Source organism: Thiomicrospira aerophila AL3 (genome assembly GCF_000227665.2).
Classification (GTDB): Bacteria; Pseudomonadota; Gammaproteobacteria; order Thiomicrospirales; family Thiomicrospiraceae; genus Thiomicrospira; species Thiomicrospira aerophila.
Genome location: NZ_CP007030.1, coordinates 1,445,460 through 1,469,045 on the forward strand (window position 1 = coordinate 1,445,460; position 23,586 = coordinate 1,469,045).

Annotated in this window: 23 protein-coding genes; all 23 read right to left on the bottom strand. The window is 42.4% G+C overall.

Annotated elements, in window-relative coordinates; translation table 11 throughout:
• Positions 1–7 precede the first annotated feature (7 nt).
• On the bottom strand, positions 8–2,107 hold the full coding sequence (locus THIAE_RS07060) for a flagellar hook-length control protein FliK (RefSeq protein ID WP_006460529.1): 2,100 nt from the start codon (positions 2,105–2,107) through the stop codon (positions 8–10).
• Positions 2,108–2,166: 59 nt separating this feature from the next.
• On the bottom strand, positions 2,167–2,607 hold the full coding sequence (gene fliJ, locus THIAE_RS07065; protein WP_006460530.1) for a flagellar export protein FliJ: 441 nt from the start codon (positions 2,605–2,607) through the stop codon (positions 2,167–2,169).
• Positions 2,607–3,965, bottom strand: coding sequence for a flagellar protein export ATPase FliI (gene fliI / locus THIAE_RS07070; protein WP_006460531.1), 1,359 nt, complete (start codon positions 3,963–3,965; stop codon positions 2,607–2,609). Before fliI ends, fliJ begins: the two co-directional genes overlap by 1 nt.
• On the bottom strand, positions 3,962–4,702 hold the full coding sequence (locus THIAE_RS07075) for a FliH/SctL family protein (protein WP_006460532.1): 741 nt from the start codon (positions 4,700–4,702) through the stop codon (positions 3,962–3,964). The genes fliI and THIAE_RS07075 overlap by 4 nt, the downstream gene beginning before the upstream one ends.
• On the bottom strand, positions 4,702–5,727 hold the full coding sequence (gene fliG / locus THIAE_RS07080) for a flagellar motor switch protein FliG (RefSeq protein WP_006460533.1): 1,026 nt from the start codon (positions 5,725–5,727) through the stop codon (positions 4,702–4,704). The genes THIAE_RS07075 and fliG overlap by 1 nt, the downstream gene beginning before the upstream one ends.
• Before the next feature lie 3 nt (positions 5,728–5,730).
• Positions 5,731–7,410: a flagellar basal-body MS-ring/collar protein FliF gene (gene fliF, locus THIAE_RS07085; protein WP_006460534.1), complete on the bottom strand. Its 1,680-nt coding sequence runs from the start codon at positions 7,408–7,410 to the stop codon at positions 5,731–5,733.
• A 29-nt stretch (positions 7,411–7,439) separates the two neighbouring features.
• Positions 7,440–7,766: a flagellar hook-basal body complex protein FliE gene (gene fliE / locus THIAE_RS07090; protein ID WP_006460535.1), complete on the bottom strand. Its 327-nt coding sequence runs from the start codon at positions 7,764–7,766 to the stop codon at positions 7,440–7,442.
• 74 nt (positions 7,767–7,840) lie between these two features.
• Positions 7,841–9,154, bottom strand: a complete 1,314-nt coding sequence (locus tag THIAE_RS07095) for a sigma-54-dependent transcriptional regulator (RefSeq protein WP_006460536.1) — start codon at positions 9,152–9,154, stop codon at positions 7,841–7,843.
• Positions 9,155–9,177: 23 nt separating this feature from the next.
• Positions 9,178–10,341, bottom strand: a complete 1,164-nt coding sequence (locus THIAE_RS07100) for a sensor histidine kinase (protein WP_006460537.1) — start codon at positions 10,339–10,341, stop codon at positions 9,178–9,180.
• A gap of 86 nt (positions 10,342–10,427) precedes the next feature.
• Positions 10,428–10,754 carry a hypothetical protein gene (locus THIAE_RS07105; protein ID WP_006460538.1) on the bottom strand — a complete coding sequence of 109 codons (327 nt, stop codon included), beginning with the start codon at positions 10,752–10,754 and terminating at the stop codon, positions 10,428–10,430.
• A gap of 3 nt (positions 10,755–10,757) precedes the next feature.
• The gene (gene fliS / locus THIAE_RS07110; protein WP_157868706.1) at positions 10,758–11,183 is read right to left on the bottom strand and encodes a flagellar export chaperone FliS; all 426 of its coding nucleotides are present in this window, start codon (positions 11,181–11,183) and stop codon (positions 10,758–10,760) included.
• Between the two features lie 28 nt (positions 11,184–11,211).
• Positions 11,212–13,236 (bottom strand): flagellar filament capping protein FliD, encoded by a 2,025-nt coding sequence (fliD, locus tag THIAE_RS07115; RefSeq protein ID WP_006460540.1) that lies wholly within the window; start codon positions 13,234–13,236, stop codon positions 11,212–11,214.
• A 68-nt stretch (positions 13,237–13,304) separates the two neighbouring features.
• Positions 13,305–13,751 carry a flagellar protein FlaG gene (locus THIAE_RS10605; RefSeq protein WP_006460541.1) on the bottom strand — a complete coding sequence of 149 codons (447 nt, stop codon included), beginning with the start codon at positions 13,749–13,751 and terminating at the stop codon, positions 13,305–13,307.
• A 41-nt stretch (positions 13,752–13,792) separates the two neighbouring features.
• A complete protein-coding gene (locus tag THIAE_RS10610) occupies positions 13,793–14,206 on the bottom strand; it encodes a flagellar protein FlaG (RefSeq protein WP_157868707.1) in 414 nt (137 codons plus the stop codon).
• Positions 14,207–14,248: 42 nt separating this feature from the next.
• Entirely contained in the window at positions 14,249–15,103 is an 855-nt protein-coding gene (locus THIAE_RS07130; RefSeq protein ID WP_006460543.1) for a flagellin N-terminal helical domain-containing protein, read from the bottom strand.
• Positions 15,104–15,171: 68 nt separating this feature from the next.
• On the bottom strand, positions 15,172–17,646 hold the full coding sequence (locus THIAE_RS07135; protein WP_006460544.1) for a motility associated factor glycosyltransferase family protein: 2,475 nt from the start codon (positions 17,644–17,646) through the stop codon (positions 15,172–15,174).
• A 22-nt stretch (positions 17,647–17,668) separates the two neighbouring features.
• On the bottom strand, positions 17,669–18,436 hold the full coding sequence (locus THIAE_RS07140) for an oxidoreductase (RefSeq protein WP_006460545.1): 768 nt from the start codon (positions 18,434–18,436) through the stop codon (positions 17,669–17,671).
• Positions 18,426–19,130, bottom strand: a complete 705-nt coding sequence (locus tag THIAE_RS07145; protein WP_006460546.1) for an acylneuraminate cytidylyltransferase family protein — start codon at positions 19,128–19,130, stop codon at positions 18,426–18,428. The genes THIAE_RS07140 and THIAE_RS07145 overlap by 11 nt, the downstream gene beginning before the upstream one ends.
• The gene (locus THIAE_RS07150; RefSeq protein ID WP_006460547.1) at positions 19,123–20,040 is read right to left on the bottom strand and encodes a Gfo/Idh/MocA family protein; all 918 of its coding nucleotides are present in this window, start codon (positions 20,038–20,040) and stop codon (positions 19,123–19,125) included. Before THIAE_RS07150 ends, THIAE_RS07145 begins: the two co-directional genes overlap by 8 nt.
• Positions 20,037–21,086, bottom strand: a complete 1,050-nt coding sequence (locus THIAE_RS07155) for a nucleotidyltransferase family protein (protein ID WP_025299361.1) — start codon at positions 21,084–21,086, stop codon at positions 20,037–20,039. Before THIAE_RS07155 ends, THIAE_RS07150 begins: the two co-directional genes overlap by 4 nt.
• 5 nt (positions 21,087–21,091) lie before the next feature.
• Positions 21,092–21,766: a PIG-L deacetylase family protein gene (locus tag THIAE_RS07160; RefSeq protein ID WP_025299362.1), complete on the bottom strand. Its 675-nt coding sequence runs from the start codon at positions 21,764–21,766 to the stop codon at positions 21,092–21,094.
• Positions 21,763–22,926 carry a UDP-N-acetylglucosamine 2-epimerase gene (gene neuC / locus THIAE_RS07165; protein ID WP_006460550.1) on the bottom strand — a complete coding sequence of 388 codons (1,164 nt, stop codon included), beginning with the start codon at positions 22,924–22,926 and terminating at the stop codon, positions 21,763–21,765. Before neuC ends, THIAE_RS07160 begins: the two co-directional genes overlap by 4 nt.
• On the bottom strand, positions 22,923–23,585 hold the full coding sequence (locus THIAE_RS07170) for an HAD family hydrolase (protein WP_006460551.1): 663 nt from the start codon (positions 23,583–23,585) through the stop codon (positions 22,923–22,925). The genes neuC and THIAE_RS07170 overlap by 4 nt, the downstream gene beginning before the upstream one ends.
• Between the last annotated feature and the right edge of the window lies 1 nt (position 23,586).

Here is a 23,586-nt window from a genome sequence, read left to right on the forward strand (position 1 = left end):
TACTCTCCTAAACATAAAAATCGATGGTATTAGAATTAAATTTATTTGTTGTGACAGCCAACGCTTCTAAAGGCTCTTCATCATTTAGGCCGGCTTGACCCGAATGTGTAGAATTTTGAGGCTGTCCACCTTTAAAAAATTGTGACGAATTATTATCAGCAGAACCCTGCGCAACTTGTAGCTGGTCAAATTTAATACCAGCCTCAGTCAACATATCTCTAAGCCTCGGTAAAGCTTGTTCCATTGCATCCTTGGTTTGAGCATGTTGCGCAAGCATTTGCACTTGCACCACCTGATCTCTATCAAGACTCACCATCAGTCTTATTGGCCCCAAATTGGCAGGGTTAAGCTGGATTTGCGCCTGCGACACCTGTTGATTAATCATATACATTAACCGCTGCCCCAGCGCGGTTTCCCATTGCGCCTGACGCAACGCATAATTAATTGCCGGCAAGGTAACTGGCGCACGCTCACTTAATGACATAGTCGTTGGCATCTGCGCCACTTGCATTAAATTAACTACTGAGCTCGAATCATCTTCTGAACTTTCAGTCGTCACTGCAGACATCTGGGTTTGTATCGCCTGCTCAATAACTTGGTTATTGTGCGCCAGGGTAGCCTGGATTGGCAAGGCAGCACTTTGAATTGGAGCAGACTTAACCCCTCCAACTTCAAACAACCCTGTCAGCAGGCCTGCTGATCTTGAATTATCAGCCGCTTTAGATGCCAAGCTCAAGCCATTATCTACCGAAGCCGAGCCTAAGCGCAAACCATTACTTATTGGAACAGTTAAAGGGACTGAGGCGAATGATCGAGGGTTTAGACTCTGAACCGTGGCGGCATCTACAGAAGAATTTATTGCTAAACCCAATCCTGGCACAAACAGTTGTTGCGGCAAAGATGATTTTTGCGCAACGTCACTTAATGGCAACACAGCCACCGGTGGCGTAACAATTGGCACAGATTGAGATTGACCTGCAACTATTTGTGCAATGTTAAAGTTTACAGCCCCTAAATCTCTCGCAGCCAATTGCTCCACAGCTTCTACGCCCCAAGCCATAACTTGCTGCGGCAATAAAATCTCTATTTCACTCTTACCTTCGGACAAGGCTTGATCAACTAGGGTTTGCATCACTGGCGGCAGAGCCACTTCTTCTAATTGAGATACGGATAGCTCTAATGGAACCCATTTTACAGCGGAATCATCTTGAGCAATTAACCGGTCAAACAATTGCGGCAAGTCAAATGACTGCGCCTCACTAGCTAAAGACACCTCAAAAGGCAGTAACGAAGTAATCTGTTTGTCAGTCTGTGGCAAGCCAAAAAAATCTAGTTTAGGTGACTTAGATGGCTCAGTTAATAGCACTTGCTCTAAGTCACTCGCCGTTGGATTTGAAACTAACCATGCTGACAGTTCTTCCACAACCGCGTTAGAACCTTCTTCATTTTTAACGGCAAACTCTACAAAAGGCGGCATCTTGAGCGCGGTAGGTTTAACTGCGACAGAATTTGGATCTAAAGCTGTAGGGGACTGCCCAGCCTGGTCAAGTTCAACATCAATATTTAACTCAGCATCAACACCCACTTGAGCCGTTGCAAATCTCAAAACTTCAGCAGGTACACTCAATACGACATCCCGCTCAAACTCAAAGCCAAGATCTACCAAGTTGCTTGCAGGCAAAGTTACATCAATTATCTGTAAACTTGTTTTCACAGGATCGGCTAATCTTTGTGATAAGTTTAAACCTGCTATCTCCCTAATAACCGCCTCCGCAACAGGCTGCAAATTATGTGCAACCGGTAATTCTTGCCTAGTTACGACCAAATCAGCTCCGATCATCGGTAAATCAGTATCTAAAACGGCTACTGCTGGCATGGTCGCCTGATTAAATTTGAAATCTATCGGTTGATCAGAACCAGGATTGACAGGATTTAGCTGAGAAGCCATTCGATTTTCGCGAGACTGAGTGTTTAGCAATTGCGCCAACATATTTGCGAACCCAGCTTGATCAGCAGACGGATTAGGCTCAGATGGCACAAAAGCCAAGCCGAATGGTACAGGCTTAGGCACATCCACTTGATTCAACCCTGGCATAAATGAAAGCATATTCGCTTTATCCTAATCTTAAATTTGGCTAACTATGCACAAGCAAACTCTATGCCGAATTACGATTTCTGCGAATTTTTTTGCTGAACCCAATCATCTAGCATTTGCTGCTCTTGTTTAGAAAGATGCACTTCACGGTTCTGACACCATCGCTCATGCAAAATTTCCAGTAATTTGACACGCTGTTGCTTTTCGGCCAACACACCCGTTAGGCCTTGAATTTTCTCATCAATAGGAGGTACTTTCGCTTGCGTTGCCTCAATCGCTTGATTAAGGCGCTCTACGAAAATATTTTGGGCAAGCAACTGAGAGACAAAACTAACCTCTTGATGAGCATTTCCTACATATTCAGATAAATAGTCTTGTAACTGCTGAACCTGAGTATAAAGCTCTTGCTTTTGCTGCTCCAACACCGTGACTTCAGCATACAGCTGATCACGCTCTTGTTCAGCCCATTCACGCAAACGAGCCAAGCGCTCAATACGTCGAGTCCAACTCATCAACTAGCCTTGGTACTAACCAACTGCGCTAAGCCGGCAATGCTTTGCTCCAGGGAAAAGGATTCACCTATAGATTGTGAAAGGAATTGCTGAATCTCTGGCAACTTCTGCAAAGCCAAATCAAGCTCTGGCTGCGAACCCTTACGATAGGCCCCCAAATTGATTAAATCTTTTTGCTGCTCGTACAAACTTAACCATTTTTTTACCACTAACGCTTGCTTGAACTGTTCTGGACTCGCCACTTCAATCATTAAACGACTAATAGACGCTTCAACATCAATCGCTGGGTAACGTCCAGACTCGGCAATTGCCCTAGATAACACAATATGCCCATCTAGAACACCACGCGCCGCATCGACAATAGGATCCGACTGATCATCGCCTTCAGCAAGCACTGTATAAATAGCCGTAATTGAACCACTATGCTCACGCCCATTCCCGGCACGCTCGACCAATTGTGGTAAACGAGAAAAAACCGACGGTGGATAGCCCTTGCTTGCGGGCGGCTCACCAATGGCTAATGCTATTTCACGTTGCGCCTGCGCAAAGCGGGTTAGAGAATCCATTAATAATAAGACATGACGGCCTTTATCACGAAAATACTCCGCTACTGCCGTCGCAAGCATGGCAGCATGTAAGCGCAATAAAGGCGGGTCGTCTGCAGGGGCGACAATCACCACCGCTCTTTTCAAGCCCTCTTCGCCAAGGTTATGGCGCACAAAATCATTCACCTCGCGCCCACGCTCTCCAACCAGGCCCACCACCACAACCTCAGCTTCAGTGTAGCGTGTCATCATTCCTAGCAACACACTTTTACCCACACCCGTGCCAGCCATTAAACCCAAACGCTGGCCTCGTCCAAAGGTCAACAAAGCATTTATCGCCCGAATACCTACATCCAGTGGCTGCTCAACGGGCGCTCGATTAAGCGGATTAATTGGCTCACCGACTAAACTAATACACGCGTCGGTCTTAATGACACCCTTGTCATCTAATGGCTGACCATGGCCATTAATAACCCGCCCTAGCATCGCCTCACCCACACCTATGGCGACACTCCCCTCCAATGGCGTCACACGCGCATTCGGGGCTAAGCCATGGGTGCGACTGACCGGCATCAGATATAAACGCTCATCCTGAAAACCCACCACCTCAGCTATCACATCCTGACCATCAGGATGTGATACACGACAGCGACTCCCTAAGGGAGCAAAGGTTCCAACCACCTCAAGGGTCATTCCCACTACACGCACTAAACGACCAGAGGTTTTTAATTTAGGCTTAGCTGGAATCTGCTGCTTTAATTGACTCAAACGTTCCGCTAAAGCTGCGCTAACTTCTGCCTGAACCCCCGTCATAGCGCATCCGTGGTCGCATCAGCAGCCAACCACTGCTCTCGAGCCTTGGTCAAATAATCAGCCATCTCTTTACGCCAGTCATAACTAACCTCAGAAAACTTGTGATGTAATTTAAAATTACCTACAGCCAACTGTCCATCAGCCACTAATTTCAAATCATCTCGAAAGGCTTTTAACACAGGGGCAACCGCAGCTAGGTCGTCAGGGTGCAACCAAAGTGTCATAGACGGTTCTTCTGGTTCAGGATCGGGATTTAAACGCTGCATGGCTTGCTTAATCAAGCTTACCAAGTGATCGGTGTCTTTCGGCGCGCTATCAGTTATAAACCCCTCTGCAAGCTGTACCGCCAACTCCACCGTTTGCTGAAAAACCTGATCAGCAAGCTGCGCATTAGGTGAACTTAAAAATGCAATGAGTGGCTCTAGACGCTGCTCTAAATCCAACAGTTTTTGATGGTTCTCTGCCGTAGCGGCCTGCAGGCCTGCTGCTTGACCTTGCTCAAACCCTTCTTGATAACCTTGCTCAAAACCATCACGCTTTGCTTGCTCAAAAGCTTCTTGCTTAATAAGTTTGGCCGGTTGCGCCTTCGCCTCGGCAGCCAAACGAGCCTGCTTGGCTAACATTTCTTTGCGCTGCTGATCTAAATCAACGAACTGCCAGGCCTGCACATCATGTTGGGCAAGATGATTACTCTTTAGAATGGTTGGAGCTATCGCCTCATCAGACGGTTTATCCATTAGACAAACTCTTCACCCGAACCAGGCAACATTAATTTGCCCTCATCAGCCAAACGGCGAACGATTTGTACCACTTTACGCTGCGATTCTTCGACTTCGCTGAGCTTGACTGGACCACCTGCTTCAAGATCATCGCGCATAATATCGGCCTGACGTTTTGACATGTTATTAAGAATTTTTTCTTTAAGGTCTTTTTCAGCACCTTTCAAAGCAAGCAACAAGACATCTTGTGGAATATCGGCCACCAAGGTTTGCATACCCCGATCTTCCAAACCAATAATATCGTCAAACACAAACATCTTGTCTTGGATAGAGGTTGCCATATCACTATTATCTTCAGAAATTTTCTCTAAGATCTTCGTATCTAGGCCGCCACCAACCAGGTTAAGCATTTCTGCGGCTCGTTTCACACCACCAATCGATGCTAGCTTGCCCCCCTCCCCATCACGAGAAGCATTTTCTAACACTTCATTTAAATCAAACAAAGCACGTGGCTGAATGGTTGATAAACTCGCCACACGATAAATCACCTCTGCTTGGAAACGCTCAGGAATACCCCTCAAAACTTCAGCAGCGGTTTCAGCATCAAAATAAGACAGAATTATCGCAACAACTTGCGGATGCTCATTTCGCAGCATATTTGCTATTGCAGAAGGGTGCATCCACTTCAAAGCCTCTAAACCGCGCACCTGGTCCGCCAGCATTGAGGCATCCATGCTATAACCGCCACCGCCACCGCCCAATGCATCAGACATTAAGGACTGGGCATACTCACCAGGATCGACACCCAAGGCATCCTGGCTCAGCGTTTCAATAAAATCAGTCATCACAAACTGCACTTTATCGTGACCAATCTTATCCAAATCAGACATAGCATTACCTAAGCGCTGAACTTCCCTTGGGTTAAGATGCTTTAAAATACCTTCAGCACTCTCTTTTCCAAGCGACAGCAATAAAATCGCTGCTTTTTCAGTTCCAGAAAGATCAAACTCGACATCTTTGGCACCTGCTTTATCGTCAGCCATTTGTTACTTTTTCTCCTGCATCCAGTCTTTGAGCACCATGGCTACAAGCTTTGGATCACTTGCCGCTAAACTACGCACCTTCTCATAAGCATCAGATGTCTTGGGCGCATCAGCAGACGCCTCACCCTCGCCAACAATATCTTTATTCATCTGATCTAATGCCTGACTGATATCCGAGGTAGCCATGACTAGATCTTCATCAAGGACATCCTCAGGATAATCGCCATGACTCCAACGCTTTTGCGTCAGGTCACGCAACATAGGGCGCACCACCCCAAACACTATGACCAAAATAGCAATAGCTGCCACCAAATGTTTAATAGCGTCCCAGAACCATGGCTCCTCCCAAAAGGATCCAGAATCAAAAAATGACTCTTCCGGTGCTACAAAGGCGGTGTTTATTATTGACAAGGTATCACCTCGCGCTGGGTCAAGACCCAAGCTATCACTAATAATTTGGCGGAAACTAGCTAACTCATCCTCAGTAAGCGCTTGACGCTGCAATTGACCATCTACATTCACCAAACGATCATCTAACACAACTGCTACTGACAAGCGCTTTAGCGAGCCCACCGGATTTTTAATATGACTAATCGTTCGATCGATTTCAAAATTTCGCGTACGACGCTCAGATAAACTTCTTACACTAGGATCATTAGCCGGATCAAGCATTTGCTCAGGTGCCAGGCCTGCTGGTGGCGGTTGATTAGTTAAAGCGCCCGGAATGCCTTGCGGTCCATCAGCACCACGATTAATTTCACGGATTTCTTGCTCGGAACGAATCGCATTAGGGTCAGGGTCGAAATTTTCTCGGGTTTGCTCAATTTGAGTAAAGTCCAGCTCGGCACTTACCTGCGCCCTGACCCGATTAGCTCCACCCAAAATAGGCGCCATCAGATTCACCACTCTATGCGACAGAGACTCTTCAACATTACGCGTGTAATCTAATTGCCGCATGCTAAGCTGCAAGTCAGTGGTTCGCATCGCATTTGACAATAAATTACCAAATTGATCCACTACGGTCACGTTTGCAGAATCCAAATTAGGCACACTGGCGGCAACAAGGTGCACAATAGCGGCAATATTCTGCTCATCCAAACTACTACCAGAGCGCAAACGCAATACCACCGATGCACTAGCGGCTTGCTGCTCACGCACAAACACAGATCGTTTAGGTAAGCCCAACATCACCCGGGCTGATTCGACTTGATTTAGTGACGCAACAGACTTGGCTAACTCACCCTCCAAGGCACGATGGTACTGGGTTGTTTCACGAAACTGAGAAATACCGAACCCCTGATCACGGTCCAGTAATTGATAACCTGACTCAGCCGGCTTAGGAAAGCCATCTGCTGCTAGCTGTAGCCTTAAGCTATGCACTTGGTTAGCAGGCACCAAAACACTTGAACCACTTGAGTCGAGCTTATATTTAACCCGCTGGGAATCCAATATCTGCACCACTTCATTCAGCTCACGTGGCTCCATATTGCCAAATAATAGCGAATAATTGGTGGACTGAGACCAGAGTAAAATTGCAATGATAAGCGCGACAGAGGCTGATAAACCGACAATTAGACTAACTTGTCGGGCGACCGGCAAGGCGGTCATGTTATTGATGAGATTGTTGAGGCCAAGAGCTTGACTGGCATTGTCATTTTTATTTATTGAAGCCGATTCCGCCATACAAGTCTCTTAATTGACATTCTTAAAGCCTAAATAGGCATATTCATTACATCTTTATAAGCTTCTACCAATTTATTACGCACTTGCGTCATAGCCTCAAATGACAAACTTGCTTTTTGTGCTTGCAGCATCACTTCAGTTAAATCGGCTGAAGGGTCCTCTGAAACCAAGGCCTCACGCATCGCATCCGTTTTCTGAGATTGCGCATTCACCGCAGCCAAAGACTGCTGTAACATTTGCCCAAATCCAGCGGTATCACCACTAGAGGCGGCTGCAATTTCTTGAGGCTTATTTTGCGCCTGCGCACTCAGTGCCTGCATTTGCAACAATAAACTTTGGGTATCCACTTTGTTCATAACGGTTCACTACCAACTTATTGATAAAAATAGTAACATAAATTAACATGTTCTTACAGCAATCCATGTGCCAATTAATCAATATCCAAACCCATTTCTTTATACTTTGCCAGCTTGTAGCGCAGTGTTCGTGTACTTAAATTCAGCTCACCTGCGGTTTTTTGCCGATGCCCTTGATGTTTTTTCAACACCGACAAAATGGCATTCATTTCCTGTGTCTTAAGATCAACGCCCTCATTGAAGGATTGACTTGCTGGCTGAGCAGTCATCTGGTCAAATAACAAATCATCGGCTGTGATCTGACTACCAGAGCGCATGACCATGGCGCGCTGGATCACATTATCCAACTCACGAATATTACCCGGCCATGCGTAGCTTGCCAGCCTTTCTAGCGCGTCACTTGCCACACCCTCACAGGGCTGACCCAGGGTTTGATAGCGAGCAATCAACCGCATAGCAATAGGCGCAATATCCGCTGGCCGCTCGGCTAAACTAGGTAAGGTTAACGGAAACACATTTAAGCGATAAAACAAATCTTCCCGAAAACGTCCCTCAGCAATCGCGTCTGGCATATCAATATTGGTCGCGCTAATAATGCGCACATCAAGCTGAATCGTCTTGGTAGCGCCTATACGTTCAACTTCGCGCTCTTGCAGTACCCGCAATAATTTAGCCTGCAAATCCGCTTTCAATTCACCAATCTCATCCAAAAACAAGGTACCACCCTGAGCCTGTTCAAATTTACCCGGCATGGATTTCAATGCGCCCGTAAAAGCACCCTTTTCATAACCAAACAACACCGCTTCGATCATATTGTCGGGAATCGCAGCACAGTTAATCGCCACAAAAGGTTGAGCCGCACGATTAGATTGCTGATGAACATAACGCGCTAACACTTCTTTACCCGAACCACTGGCACCTTGAATCAACACACTCGCTTCAGTCTTCGCCACTTTGTCAGCCAATTTTTTAATCTGCTGGGTTTTTGGGTCAACAGCAATAAACCCGTCCTCTTGACTGGCGTCGCGCTGAAAGTACAAGCGTGCCTTTTCAACCAACACCGTTGCTTCAAAAGGCTTAACCAAATAATCCACTGCACCAAACTTCATCGCTGACACAGCTTGCTCAATTGTGCCATAAGCCGTCATTAACACAATTGGCAAATGAGGTTTTAGCGCGCGAATCCGTTGCATTAATTGATAGCCATCCAACAAACCATCCATACGAATGTCGCTAAAAACCATACCAATTTCATCATTTAGCGCAACGAGAGCATCTTCAGCATTACTGACCGCTACAACCTCAAAGTCATGCAAACTTAAGATATCTACTAACGCCTCTTGCAAGGCCGGATCATCTTCAACGACTAAAATCTTAGTTTCAAACACCCGTCATCCTCATACTATTTATTCTATTGTGATTGCTGCGGATAACATCTAGGCAAACGCACCCCAAAACAGCTGCCCTCGCCTAAAGTTGATTGCAACCAAACCTGGCCACCATGTGCCTCAGCCACAGCTCTTACAACGGCCAGTCCTAATCCAGTACCCTTGGCGCGACTAGTATAAAAAGGCTCAAAAATTTTTTCGTGTAGCTCTGGCGGCACGCCTGGCCCATTATCACAGACTACAATATCCACCCAATCGGCCTTCAAATAGATTGCAACCCGAATCAGCGCCTGCTCTTTGATCACATCAACAGCATTAACAATCAAGTTTTGCAATGCCGTTAACAAAGCCTCAGCATCACCCAACACCCAGGCCCGCTCTGGGTTGGGTTGAAACATCACTTCACTACTAGACTTAATCAGCACAGGTTCAAGTTGCAAAACAAGCCGCTGCACAAGCTCGGTCATTTCCACTGGACTTTGTCCGACATCGCCGCCTTTTGCATATTGCAACATATCGGTAATCAAAGACTCTAAATGCATCAAGTTGGCGAGGGCTTTTTGTGAAAAACGCGCGGCTTTTTCGTTATTCTCATCACTCAGCACAGCACCTAGCTGTGAAATATAAAGTAATGCGGCCGATAAAGGGGTACGAATTTGATGCGCAAGTGATGCAGCCATCTCACCCATAGACTTTAAACGCTGATGACGGCTAACATGATTTTGCAATTGACGGGCTGCCGTCACATCTTGAATAAGCAAAATTTTACCCAAAGTTTCATCTAAGGCGACTTGTGAAAGCTGGTAAACCTGGCCACTTGCAGACATCAGCTCCTGAGCATCATTACGCGAAGTAAAACGCTGCTCGACTAGCCTATCCCAGCTCATCCCCAAGGCGTCCGCACCCAAAATTTCATGAGCACTGGCGTTCATCTCAATAATTTGGTCATCGTCATTTAGCACCATGACACCGGCTGGTAATAATGCGAGTAATCGCTCTAAACGATCCGCAACACGACGTTTTTCAGTATGTGTTTGAGCCAACTGCGATTGCAAATGAACGACTTGCTGTTGAAGGGAAGAATAGGCTATAGTGAGCTGTTCTGAGGTTTGATTAAAAAGGCTAAATGCCTCTTCAAGCTCCGCTAAACGATTACGATCAGTTAAGGCTAGCTTGCTATTTTCCACAACACACACCTATTCATTGAAATATACGCACATCATTCCATGAAAAGACGGTGACTGCAAGAGCCAGCTATTTCTAGCAACAGGTTTTATCCTGCATTATTAAGATAGTGCTGAGTAGCACGCAAGCTTGCTGAAGACTTTTGGTGCGCTTGGGTCAGTTGAATTTGGGCCGCCTCAATAGCCTGAACCACATTCGCATGATTGGTTTCTAAGGCTTCCTGCAGAGCCAAATCGTTTCTTACCTTGCCGGCTCCAACGGACTCAATGTAATTTAACAGTGCTTGATCAAGAAGCAAACCTACATCAGCCAAGGCTTGCCAATCACCCCTAGCCGCCAAGTCAGCTGCTTGCTGGGATAATGCCAACAGCCTTAGGCGTGAGTCAGAGGTAATAGCTGGCGATTTTTGCAACATGGCTTACTTAACTTGCTGCCTAGCTTTAATCTCAGCTGCAGTTAAACGCTGATAAGACTCTGGCATTAATGACCAAGCCTCCTGTAAATCTTGCAATAAACCAAGCGCCTCATCAAGCACCACTAGATCATTATTGAGCGAAGCCGTTAAAACTTGCTTTATGATGTAATTATACAAAGCATCGAGATTAGCGGCCACATCACCACCCAACTCCATATCTAAGCCCGCTTTAAGACCATACAGAATAGATGTAACTCTATTCGCTTGCTCGGTTTTGGCGGCAATTTGCTTGCGTTCAATCATTAAGCGCATTAGCTTCATGTGCTTAATGCCATTTTCATAGAGTAAGGCGACTAGCTTATAGGGTGTGGCCTCACTAACCGAGGTCTCTAAAAAATGGTTTTGGTACTGCTGTGCTTGTTTTTGCATTGCATAGCCCATCACAAATCCTCACTAATTAATTTCTATTATTACGATTAAAGGTTGCAGTTAAAAAATCACCCGTTTGCTGAAACTGCGACAGAATAGACTGCAAATTAGCAAATTGTAATCTGTAGCGCGCTTCGGCAGCTTCAAACCTTGCATCTAATCGCGCGCGCTGCTCATCAAACTGTGCCGTTCTATTCTGTAATGTTTCAAGACGTGCGCCAATAGCCCCATTGTCAGCAATTTGGCTTCTAACCTGCTCAAATATTCTGCTTGCAAAACCTTCACTAACGGTTAACCCGCCTAATGGCGTGCTTGGATCTGGCACACCTCCAAGGACTCTAAATTCTAAACCCCGAGCCGCAGCAGGCTGACCGTCTAAGGTGACAGCGAAATTTGAAATTCTAATGAGTCGCCCATCATTTGCATTAGCAAAAGCACCTAAATCTAAGGTGCGACCATCAATCTCGAGGCGACCTTGCACGTCAGCGCCACGCGCTGTGCTATCTGTTAAACCGGCATTATCAAAGCCAATTACATTGGATAGAGTAACTTCTGAATTTCGTCCAAATTGACTCGATGACAGCTGAAATGAAGAGCTTGCGCCATCAAATGCCACTTCAATTCGTCCTGGTAAACTCTGCAGGGTCGGCTCGTTATTAATGGCACTTTGCAACATTGAGGCAAAGGCCTGTGGCGTATAAGATCCCGCCGCAAACTCCAAAGTCACACTCTCGTTACCATTAAACACCAAATCAAATTGCGCACCCGCACCTAGCACTATCTCGCCATTAACATCAAGGTTGACTGCACCACCATTCAAAACAGCACGTTCGGCCACACTCGTTAAAAATACCTCATAGTCACCAGCTTGGGTTCTGTCGGTAGTATTAACAACTTGAATTAAACTATTGTCACTCTGACCACCTTTAGAAAACACTCCTGCCAACTGTTCAATGTTATTGTTTAGAACGTTATTAAGCTGACTTTCATTTAACTCCAACGTACCGTCAATTTTTAAACTCACACCAATACTAGACAAGGTATTAAAAGGCGGCTGCTGCCCCGGGAGTGGCGTTGTAATCGAATCTCGTAATTGGAACTGTAACGAACGCAACACAGGGTTACCCGCCAATGCACCGGTAAACTCAAAAGTTGGATCATCCTTTTCTGCAGCGGTTAGTTCACGATTAGAACCTAAATCCTTTAAAATCTCCTGTAACTGGTTGTACACCAACACAAAATCTTTAACCGCTTCTTCAACGGCTGAAGTATCACGCTGAATAGAAACTTGTTGTACCAGGCCTGGTTGTGCCTGCTTAGCGGTAAAACTCACCCCATCTAAAACATCATCAAAGCGATTGGTAGCACTGTTCACGGTGACGCCATTAACTTTAATCTGCGCGTCTTGGGCAGTGGAGGTGATGGTTGCATCCGCATTATCAAAACCGGTTAAACCATTACTGCCGGTTAAACTAAAGGCGCCATCCGCTCCCGAGTTTTGCGAACTAAACATCAATTTAAACTCATTACCGTCTTTGATAATCGCGGCCGTCACCCCTAAATTGGCCGCATTAAAACTGGCCTGAAAACTCTCTAGCGTATTGTTAGTGGCATTAATTTCAAAGGTTTTTGTTTGCCCAGCTTGCTCAATAGTGAGTGTACCGGTTGGAATCGTAGCTGAACGTGAAGAGAAACTGGTATTCAGCACTTGGGTTTGTGCTTGCGCCAACTGCTCAACAGATACAGAAAAATTGCCTACAGCCGCCCCGTCACCTAGCGTGACATCTAAAGACTGCGGTGATGACGCTGTAGCAGATAAGCTATTAAAGAAATTAGGACGGGCAAGGTCTTGAGTAAAAGTATTAAAGGCATTCAAGTTAGTTCGTAAAAAACTTAATGCTGTCTGTTCTTTCTCGACCCGCGAAGCATTACGATCCAAAATTCCACGCTGACTAGCTACTTCAGCCTCTGCCAAGACTTTTGAAAGGTTAGCAGAATCTAAACGGCCACCCGTAATGGAATTAACAAAATTGGCTCCAATGGTATTAGGCATAACAACTCCTTATCTTATTAGGATTAACGGCTGCTAAACCAAAACTTGAGAAAATTACAGTTACTGGATTAAACCTGCTGATCGGTAAGCAGCCCTGGGGCAAAATTTTCTTCTGACTGGCCGACACGGGCATATAGATTAGATTCCAAAAACTGTTGCAAATTTCTAGATATTGAAAGCATTTCTTCAGACGGAATCTGCCTAACCAAGTCACCCGATACACTATCTTCAATAGCAATGTAATTCCGATTAGAAGCTTCATCAATTCCAAAGCGAACTGTCATACCTAATGAAGAAAATTGACTATCAAGCTGAGAAATAAGGCTATTTAAAGATTCATTACTGGCAAAAGCATCAGCTTGTGTTTCGATAGAAGCCGAAGACACGAGTGATTCATTTGTTGATGGTGAAATGACCCTTTCGGGAGATGAGGATGAATTCGAGGGTGCTGGCTGGGATGATAACGAATTACCAGTGCCACCGAAAGCATTGGGTTGTAATGTAACGGCATCCATAGTTCACCTCCAAGATTATCTCTTAGAAATTATACTACATTTTAGATCATTTCATTCAACAGCGTACCTGTTAATCCTTGGCTATCATTAAGTTGACTATTATTTACCGACTCCAAAAAAGATTTGATGTTTTGCATCACTTTTAAGGCCTCATCATTTGGATACTGTCTAATTACCTCAGATGTTGAACGATCAATCACTTTTACAATAGACGCATTGGTTGTATCATCAATCGCAAAGGCCACACCGACATTTAGTGAAGCTAGCTGGCTATTCATTGCCGCCACCATATCAATGCTATCTTCTAGATCTACCTTCAATGACAGCTGTGCATCGGTCAAATTGACAGATTGTTCAACAATCTTTGCATCACTTGTAACTTGATTAATAGATGAACCCAAGCTCTCTTTATTGACAGAACTTGGGATCTTTTGCTCAACATTAGAGGGTGGCATTAAGCTATCCATGACCTACCCCCTTTAATAAATTAAGTTAAATTAACGCAATAATGACAATACGTTTAGCGACTGTTGGTTAGCCTGTGCCAACATACTCATACCGGCCTGCTGCAACACCTGAGTACGTGCTAGGTTAGCTGATTCTTGAGCAAAGTTTGCATCTTGAATAACCGAACGCGCACCCTGTAGGTTTTCAGACACGTTACTTAAGTTAGATACAGTATAGGTTAAACGGTTCTGTGCAGCACCCAAGTCAGAACGGAAGGTGTTGATGGTTTCCAATGCGCCATCGATTGCCCCTATAGCAGCAGATGCAGAAGCTACAGTGGTAATACCTGTTGACCCAATAGACAAAGCCAAAGCCGAACCCGAAAGTCTTCCAATTGCACTGGTACCTAAATTCGTCATCTGAATTTCGAGCTGGTTCCCGGAAGCCGTTTCCCAACCCACTTGAATTGTAAATGTTGCATTAGTGCCATCCATCAATGAATTGTTGTTGAATTTAGTAGTTGACGCAATACGATCAATTTCTTCAGTTAACTGCTGATACTCTTTATCCATTTGAGTTCGGTTGTCAGCACTAAAAGTTCCAGTCATTGACTGAAGGCCTAACTCACGCATACGCTGCAACATGTCCGTTATTTCGTTTGCGGCACCATCAGCCGTTTGTACCAAACCAATCGCATCGTTTGAATTACGGACAGCTTGATCTAAACCACGAATCTGGGTAGTCATACCTGTTACTACGGCAAGACCAGCAGCGTCGTCAGCTGCACGGTTAATTCTTAGACCCGATGTTAGACGCTCCATCGAAGTCATTTGATCGCGTGAAGTATTGTCAAGCAAGCGAGTTGCGTTAATTGCGCCAGTGTTTGTGTTAATTGTCATTGACATGATAATTCTCCTTTGTCAGTGATGGAATCATTTACTCAAAGACTATAACGACAGCACCTAAAATAACTTTAATGCGAAAACCAAACTTTTTTGTAATGCAATGCAGCTTTATGATTAGCCTCTACTGCAAGCACCTGATCCACGCAAGCTTCTGCCTCAGCCACCATCCCGAGATCATGATATTGCTCAGCTAAAGTAATACGTGCTCCCAGGTCATCTTTATAAACAGAAACATACATGGCCAGAACTTCAGAACTGGCAGCAAGATTACCTAATAGCTTCAAAAGCTTCGCGTAGGTTTTCATATACTCAAGGGAAAATTGACAAAGTTGTTCAACATAACTTAATGCACTATTTAGATCATCGCGTGCAATAGAAATTTTTAAAAGTTCGTCTAGACAGAACCTAATATGACCATCTGCGTCAATGGAAAGGGCTTCTTTCAGTAGATCGACAGACTGCTCTAAATTACCATTAATTTTAGCTACAAGTGCTTTTGCGATAAGGCATATACCTAGTTGCGCAGTGTTAGCAGATGATAAATCAATTACCTTGTTAAGTGCAGCAACATCACTAATCTTGTACGCAGTAAGAAGAGATTGCCACAAGGCCTCATCACTGTTACCAAGCACTCTAAGTTCATTAACCCGATTAGATACACCAAGTGAAACCAAAAAATTATTTTTAAGTTTATCAATTTTTTCCTGGACATCTTTTTCGACAGACTTTGTCGCAAAATTTGACACGAACATTACTCGTCCAGTTTGGTCAATTTCTTCCCAAACCGCCTTAACCGCATCAAAAGAAGGCTTTCCTTCGACCATAAAACTTAACTCTGAAATGCGCAAAGCTAAACGATCTAAGCTTAATTCCAACAAACGCACAACAAAATTAGCTAACAAGTAAATAGAGTTAAACCAGGTTTGAAATGCAGCCATTCTACTTTCAAGGGAATGTCTATTTTCTGAAGACAAGAAGACACCCTGGAATAAGCTAATATCAAGAGATACTAGATAATCTAAATCACCACCCATCTTATTTTTTAAAACTTGATGAGCTGAATTTAAAGCTTTAAAATCCTGCTCAGAAAAAAAATAATTTTTCGATAGGCTTTTAGATTCATAATTTTTTAATGTTTTTTGAGCCAAATCTTCATATAGTTTAAACCTTTTGATAAGATTTGAAATAATAGGTATCTTTTTCTCAACAATATTTATAATGACAGACAAGTCAACATGGCTAAAAAAAACATTAACATCAAACCAAATCTCTTCTTTCAAAATAACCTTGTCTAACTCAACATAATTAACCTTATTTATTGCAGCAGACTTTGCACCTAATGAAAAAAACTTTAAGCCGGGTTGCTTGATTAAATAAAAATTAACCATCTGAGTTAGAGATTGATGCCCCTTGTAAAACTCTCTATGTGTTGTAGATTTTTCGCCTAAATTGTTAATCAATGTAAACTCTTCGCCATAGGAAGCAATACCGTCACTCTGTACCTCTTCACTCATAGACTCATGAGTTTTACCATCCGTAAAACACAAATCAATACCGGCAAAATAAATATATTTGAAGCCAAACTCAATCGCTGCACCAACCAAAGCATGTGCGACCGTTGGTCCAAACAACGAAATATTGTCATCGTTTAGTAATGCACTACTAGCACCCAAATAAACAGAATTCCCGCCCCACTGACTTAATAAATCATTATTAACATGATAAGCATTAATTAGAACAGGGGTTCTTATAAAACTATCCTTATCTGCAAATTTTAGAAAAGTTTTTGCATTATCAAAACTTACTTGGTAAGGATCAATAGATCCAATAAAGTCAGGGGTAATACCTTCTTTGATCAATCTGTTTGCAATACGCCCAGCCGCAAAAATAAATAGTTTATTACGATTTAACTTAACCCACTCCACCGTATCATCAAGACTAGGCCCCCCACCCAATATCAGTGCAACTTTATTTTTAAACTTTGATTTCAAAAATTTAGCAGGTAAAATATTATGTGATAAATTTCTTATAGCTTGGTTTTCGAAATCTTTCTTTTTAGTAGCTAATATTAATGAACTTGCGTAAACATTATAAGCGGCTAGAATTTTTTTTCTAAATTCATCATACTCTACGTCAATTATATTGGAGTATTTTTTTAATGTAGAAGAAATAGATACTAAGTTTTGGACAATTAAAGCTTCAGGTAAATAATCGGAAAATGAAAATTCACCCTCTATCAAAAAAAGACCAATCTGATTTTTTTTATCGAACCCCAGATTATTTTTCAAATTTAATTTATCTACAACCCTGGTGAATTCAAAAAAAATAAAAACCTTATCCTTTTTTCTGTTTGATTTTTTAAAATAATCATACAAAAATCCTGAATCTGTCCCAACTATTATAAAAAAACCTTGACTAGCATCTATGAGATGTGAATAGTTACCTCTTATAACATCTTCAGATGAATATATTTGATAATCTACAGACAAGTAATCAACTAGAAATCTTTCTCCATACTTATTCTCTTCAATTGAGGCTATCAAATCTTACTCCGTTTATTTAAATTCAAATACTAAAACCATCATCTACAATAATATTTTGTCCATTGACGTATTTACTTTGTTCTGACAGCAAATACACCATTGAACCCACAATATCCTCGGGATTTAACATGCCTTTGTTTAGGCATTCTTCCCGATAGTTTTTAAGAAACGATTCCGGCTGACCATCTAATATCCCACCGAGTGTTAACGTATTCACACGGATGTTTTTATCTTTTAAATACGCCGCCATATACTCGGTTAGATGGTTTAATCCCGACTTAATAACCGCATATTCTACAGGCACTGTCATCTTTGTGCCTTCGTAGATATGAAAGCGTGGTGCGACTAAGCCATAAATCGATGAGATATTAATGATATTGCCATGCCCCTGCTCAACAAAAAATTTCGTAAAGTGTTTTGAGACATTGAAATACCCACCTAAATGGAGCGCTACATTTTCGTTAAAGTCTTCATACTCGACATCAAAAAAATGGCGACCATAGTTTTTATTCCTTGGGTAGGCGTTATTCACCAACGCATCGATTCGTCCATATTTTTCGTGCAAGAATTGTATTTGCTGGACGATGGACTCTTTGTTCGTAATATCCAGTTCGATTACATCAATATTATCCTGTAAGCTTTCAGGCAAACTCGCTTTAGCTTGTTGGCCTTTTTCTAAACTAATATCCGCAATAATAGCAACACCGCTATTCTGGGCAATTGCTTCGATAAAGGCTTTTCCCACCAGGCCTGCTCCGCCGGTTAGTACTACAACTTGATTATTTAACATCTTTCTTTCTCATTAAAAATTCGACAAACTCGAAATCCACTTCAGAATCTATATCGATAGATCGCTCTTCTGGCATTACAAATAGCCCGGTTTTTTCGGCAAATAAACTTGGCTGATTTAACAACGCATCTCTTGTCCATATGTAAATCGATGCATTCATATCATAACTTTTTGGGGCATCTTGTCTGCGTACGACGGTACCTTCTAGTTTCTTAGACAAAGCCACCTGCCCGTTTGCATCCACCTCAACTAAATTGAAATATGGGCTTCTACGGCTAGGCATTGCTGTGATTAAATTGCTGTTGTTGTTTGCTTTAAATTGGTTAAACGACTCGACAATATCCGCCACATCCCGCAACGGCGAAGTGGCATCTAAATCCACATGATAAGCGTAGGTTTTGCCATAGTGCAGTTCGCTTTTTAATAAAGCATCTCGTATCACATCCAATTTCCCTGCGGTATCCGAAGACAATTCCGAAGCACGGCGAAAAAACACCTCGGCACCATATTGTACTGCCACATTCGCAATATCATCCGAATCGGTGCTCACCACTACATGATCAAACAACTGACTTTGCAATGCCTGCTCAATGGTATAAGCAATCAAGGGCTTCCCATTGATCAGTTTAATATTTTTGTTTTTTACACCTTTAGATCCACCGCGTGCACAAATGGTACATAACACATCAGACATTATTTTGTTCCTGTATCGTATTAATGGTTTGCATAATGCGCAATCCCTGCTCTAGGGTACAGACATAATGCTTTTGCTCGTTGAACAGAATTTCGTGGTGCATGGCTTGAAACATATCGTTTCGTTGCAGCGTTTCAAATGCAAACACCTCTTTTTCACCGGTCACATGAGTTTGAATTAATTTGTTTTTAATCAAGTCGGCTTCGAGCGTAAACCCATTGGTATTGATGCGAATTAAACGGTGCGCAGACTGACTAAAATAATCCACCACTAAATTGATGATGGCTTTTTGATTCGTTTTACCAACTAAAGTCACAAGATCATCGCTGTCAATTTCTAAGTCTGACAACTTGGTTTGATAACTTTTAATTTCAAGCAAATCCCCTGCCAACCAAGCGGCATAGTCTAATTCATGACTTAAGTCGAGTAATACCCCACCACCTTCGGCTTTTTTGGCGCTATAAGAATCTCGGTAATCAATATTCGTTCGCCAGTTTGGCAGGTATGATCCACACGCAATATTGACCGTTAAAATTTTTTGACCTTCAAGCAGGCTTTTAATTTTTTGCAATACGAGGTGAAAACGCAAGACATAACCCACATAGACTTGATTATTTATTACTGGCAAATCGTAATGCTTTTCAAACAATGGCTTTTCACAAAATATTTTTTTGCCGCTTACCTGTTTGTTCAACCAACAAAGTTGTTCGTAGTGTTTTTTGGTTTCAGATGCGATTAAGAAGTAATCATACGTTTGAATATTCTCAACATTTTCTAAGGCCTTAAACGTTACACGCTCACTCAGGGTTTGTTTTGTAACAATGTGCGTTTCTTCAATATCAGAAAAGGTCGATAATACTTCATCGTGACGGCGTCCAATCGATCCATAACCAATTAAAAGGGCTTTCATCCAAACACCTCGCTATATTCTCGATTGGCTTGTTCGTATTCGTTCATGCGGCCTATGTCTAGCCAATATTCATGGATTGGGAAGGATACGGTGTTTTGATTTTGTGCGATAAGCTTTTCAAACAAGGTTGGCATATCATAGTATTCACCTTTTGGAATTTGATCGAGCGTTTGTGGGCTGAGCATATAAATGCCCGCGCTGACAAAAAACTTATGCACGGGTTTTTCGACAATAGCCGTTACCTTGTGCCCGTCAATATTCACCACGCCGTATGGCACTTGAAAATCATATTCGCGCACGCACATGGTCGCCGCCGCTTGATGGGTTTGGTGGTAATTCAGCAGGCTTTCAAAATTAACGTTGGTTAGCAAATCACCATTCATGACAAAAAACGCTTCACTAGGCCTGGTGGTTAATAGGCTTAACGCGCCTGCGGTTCCCATGCGCTCTTGTTCGAGCACATATTCAATCTGCACGCCAAACTTCTCGCCATTGCCAAAGTAATTTTGAATGGCATCGGCTTTGTAGTTCACACACATCACGATATTGACAAAGCCATAGCTGGCAAAACGCTCAACAATGTTAAGCAATATAGGTCTATTACCTACCTTTAGCATTGGTTTAGGCGTATCAAGAGTAAGAGGTTGTAGACGTGTGCCAAGACCACCCACCATCAATATGACCTTATTAGTTTTTACACTTGGAGTTAAAAGTTCATCAATTATCTTTAATCCAACTACATGACTTAAATCATCAACAATTGGAATTCTATTCAGTTTTTTCTTTTTTGCTTTGGCAATTATTTGCTGATTAGTGTCATTAATATTACAAGTAGTGGGAGCGGTATTAGTAATTCGATCAATTGTGTCACTAAAAGTTAAATCGCTTAACAAACCACGGCGAATGTCGCCATCGGTAATGGTGCCGAGCAGTTTATTATCTTCATCGACCACCAGCAAAATCTGCAACGCAGTTTGGTCAAGCAAAACCAGTGCTTCACGTATCGAGATATTTGGTCTTACCAATGTTTTTGTGTAGTCTTTCATAGGCATTACTTTTGAATTTCTTTAAGTAACATAAAACTTTCCGCATACTCACAACCGGCTGTTGCACCGCGTAAAGTGGCTAAAGCTTCAAGGTTGCGCAAACTGCGCGGAAAAGGATGCGCGCCAATCTCACTTTTATACACCTGCATGATTTCAAGTTTTTTAGCAAAAAAATCCGTTATATCCACAAAAACATTCGGTACAAAGCTATCTTCCTTGGTGGATAAAGCAAAATCGGTTTCACTCAATGTTTCCATCATGTAGATTTTTTTAATAAACGGATAGCGAAACGACTTGGTGCAACTATACACCGCCTCGAACATCACGCGATGATCAGAATGCACATCGCTTTTAAAAGGCAAATAAAGCACCATTGGCTGAACTTGGTTGATCACCGCAGAAACTTTATTAACTAACTCGCTGACAGAATATTGATCCACCTTCATCGTTGAAAACCCTAAACGATGCACGCCATCAAATGGATACAGATTGGCTACGGCTTCAATCTCCGCATTGCGACTTTGAACACGCTCAAAAGAAAAACCGTCTTCCTCTTTCACTTCCGTACAAATCATCCAATGAATTTCATCACCCTTTGCTTTGTGCTTAAGCAGCGTACCTCCACAACCTAAGGTTTCATCATCGGGGTGCAATGCTACAACCAATGCCTTTTGGTTCATATCAAACGCCTTTTGATCAGCCACTTATCATCATCCAAATCTAGTGAATCCAAAAACTCGACAATTTTTTTATGCGCACTACCATCACCATATGGACTTTCAATTGAACTGATAAGAGAACGATAAGACTCATCCATACATGCCTGTTTAATTGCCTCAAAAATTTGCTTATCATCATAAGGAACAAACTTAACATTCCCAGCATTAAGACGACCTTGTTGTCGGTTTCCTACATTAACTACTGGCAATTTATAGGTTGGTGCTTCCAATATTCCCATACTCGAGTTACCGACCAAACAAGAGGCGTTGCGCATTAGGTTAACAAATACTTCTCGTGGCAAAGTTTTATAAAATTTAATGGTTTCACCACAGTATTCGTCAATAGCCTGAATAATATCGTAGGAACCTGGATCAGTATTTGGATAAATTCCAACAACCTTAAAGTTCTCTTGTTTTGCAAAACGCGCTACTGCTTGCATAGTAGTCTTCATTTGAAAATAGGCATCGCCAACCTCCGATGATAGCGGATGTTTAAGCACCACTAAATAATGGTCATCCACAATATCCATAGATAAAAATTGACTCAACTCTTCGAGCGACAAAGGTTTTGTTTCAATGATATTGTTTAATGCAGGGTTACCGGTATTAACAACCCTGAAATCCTCCTCACCCATTTTTAAAATATTATTCGCATAGTCCTGAGCTGTTGCAAAATGAATATGTGCCAACTTACTACAAGCCATCCGTATAGGATCATCCGCATTTCCATAAACTGGATCTCCTCCACCTATATGTGCCACTATAACATCCATATAGTTCCCAACCACACAGGTAGCAATACTTTCCTCTCGGTCGCCAACAAACAAAAGAAAATCGGGATTCTCACGTTCCACTGTTTGAGTAAGTGCTGTTATCAACAAACCAGCACCTTTAGCCCGCTGTGTCTTTCGATTAGTCATTAATAAAGTGTCTAACTTATCAGCGATTTCAAAACCGTCTTTTTCAATTTTATTAAATGTACATCCATGCCAATCAGACAAATGTGCACCAGTAACCACGACTTTTAATTCGAAATCAGGATGGCGCTCAAATTCTTTTAAAACAGGATATAAAATATCGTATTCGGAACGAATTCCTGTTATGGCAAGTACTTTTTTCAAATTCGCTCCTTTATAATCTGTTTTACTTGATTTAACGACGTAATGACAATCTCTGGTAACATTAGCTCTGTGGAGTCGGCAACAAGTCGCCTGTTTGTTTTTAGCCAAATTGACTCAATATCACAAGCCATTGCGCCTTTAATATCTGTAAACAAGTCATCGCCAATAAACAAAACATCTTCCTTGTTCAAATCTAGTGAAGCTAACGCATTTAGAAATGGACGTGAATGAGGCTTTTCAAAATCACTTCCCCACTTCCGCGCATAAACAACTTCGTCAACATATTTTTCCAGACCTAACGACTTCACTTTATTATGTTGTACTTTTAATACACCATTGGTAACAACCCCAATCTTCAAGCTTTTCAATCTAATAAAGGATAAAAGATCCAATACACAAGGCTCCATTGACAGACTACATGAAATGGTTTGGTATAATTCAAAAAGTTCTTTTTGATAGCCTGCTGAGTAGATGCCCAAGTTTTTTAATATATCACCAAAAAAATCTGATGAAGCGTGCCTTAAACCTGAATTGTAAACATTGATAAAATCATTTAAGTCGAAATTATGGCGGTTTGAAAACTCACGAAAGACCTCTATAAAATAAAGCTTTTCATCATAAAGCGTGTTATCCAAATCAAAAAGAATACCTTTCAACACG

What these genes read in the sequence shown, in the direction of transcription:
- fliF (WP_006460534.1), bottom strand. Translation starts at nt 7,410, where the DNA reads ATGGCGGAATCGGCTTCAATAAATAAAAATGACAATGCCAGTCAAGCT.
- THIAE_RS07130 (WP_006460543.1), bottom strand. Translation starts at nt 15,103, where the DNA reads ATGTCAATGACAATTAACACAAACACTGGCGCAATTAACGCAACTCGC.
- THIAE_RS07140 (WP_006460545.1), bottom strand. Translation starts at nt 18,436, where the DNA reads ATGTTAAATAATCAAGTTGTAGTACTAACCGGCGGAGCAGGCCTGGTG.
- THIAE_RS07075 (WP_006460532.1), bottom strand. Translation starts at nt 4,702, where the DNA reads ATGGATAAACCGTCTGATGAGGCGATAGCTCCAACCATTCTAAAGAGT.
- fliE (WP_006460535.1), bottom strand. Translation starts at nt 7,766, where the DNA reads ATGAACAAAGTGGATACCCAAAGTTTATTGTTGCAAATGCAGGCACTG.
- fliI (WP_006460531.1), bottom strand. Translation starts at nt 3,965, where the DNA reads ATGACGGGGGTTCAGGCAGAAGTTAGCGCAGCTTTAGCGGAACGTTTG.
- fliD (WP_006460540.1), bottom strand. Translation starts at nt 13,236, where the DNA reads ATGCCTAATACCATTGGAGCCAATTTTGTTAATTCCATTACGGGTGGC.
- fliJ (WP_006460530.1), bottom strand. Translation starts at nt 2,607, where the DNA reads ATGAGTTGGACTCGACGTATTGAGCGCTTGGCTCGTTTGCGTGAATGG.
- fliG (WP_006460533.1), bottom strand. Translation starts at nt 5,727, where the DNA reads ATGGCTGACGATAAAGCAGGTGCCAAAGATGTCGAGTTTGATCTTTCT.
- THIAE_RS07160 (WP_025299362.1), bottom strand. Translation starts at nt 21,766, where the DNA reads ATGAACCAAAAGGCATTGGTTGTAGCATTGCACCCCGATGATGAAACC.
- THIAE_RS10610 (WP_157868707.1), bottom strand. Translation starts at nt 14,206, where the DNA reads ATGCCACCCTCTAATGTTGAGCAAAAGATCCCAAGTTCTGTCAATAAA.
- fliS (WP_157868706.1), bottom strand. Translation starts at nt 11,183, where the DNA reads ATGCAAAAACAAGCACAGCAGTACCAAAACCATTTTTTAGAGACCTCG.
- THIAE_RS07150 (WP_006460547.1), bottom strand. Translation starts at nt 20,040, where the DNA reads ATGAAAGCCCTTTTAATTGGTTATGGATCGATTGGACGCCGTCACGAT.
- THIAE_RS07105 (WP_006460538.1), bottom strand. Translation starts at nt 10,754, where the DNA reads ATGTTGCAAAAATCGCCAGCTATTACCTCTGACTCACGCCTAAGGCTG.
- THIAE_RS10605 (WP_006460541.1), bottom strand. Translation starts at nt 13,751, where the DNA reads ATGGATGCCGTTACATTACAACCCAATGCTTTCGGTGGCACTGGTAAT.
- THIAE_RS07145 (WP_006460546.1), bottom strand. Translation starts at nt 19,130, where the DNA reads ATGTCTGATGTGTTATGTACCATTTGTGCACGCGGTGGATCTAAAGGT.
- THIAE_RS07155 (WP_025299361.1), bottom strand. Translation starts at nt 21,086, where the DNA reads ATGAAAGACTACACAAAAACATTGGTAAGACCAAATATCTCGATACGT.
- THIAE_RS07060 (WP_006460529.1), bottom strand. Translation starts at nt 2,107, where the DNA reads ATGCTTTCATTTATGCCAGGGTTGAATCAAGTGGATGTGCCTAAGCCT.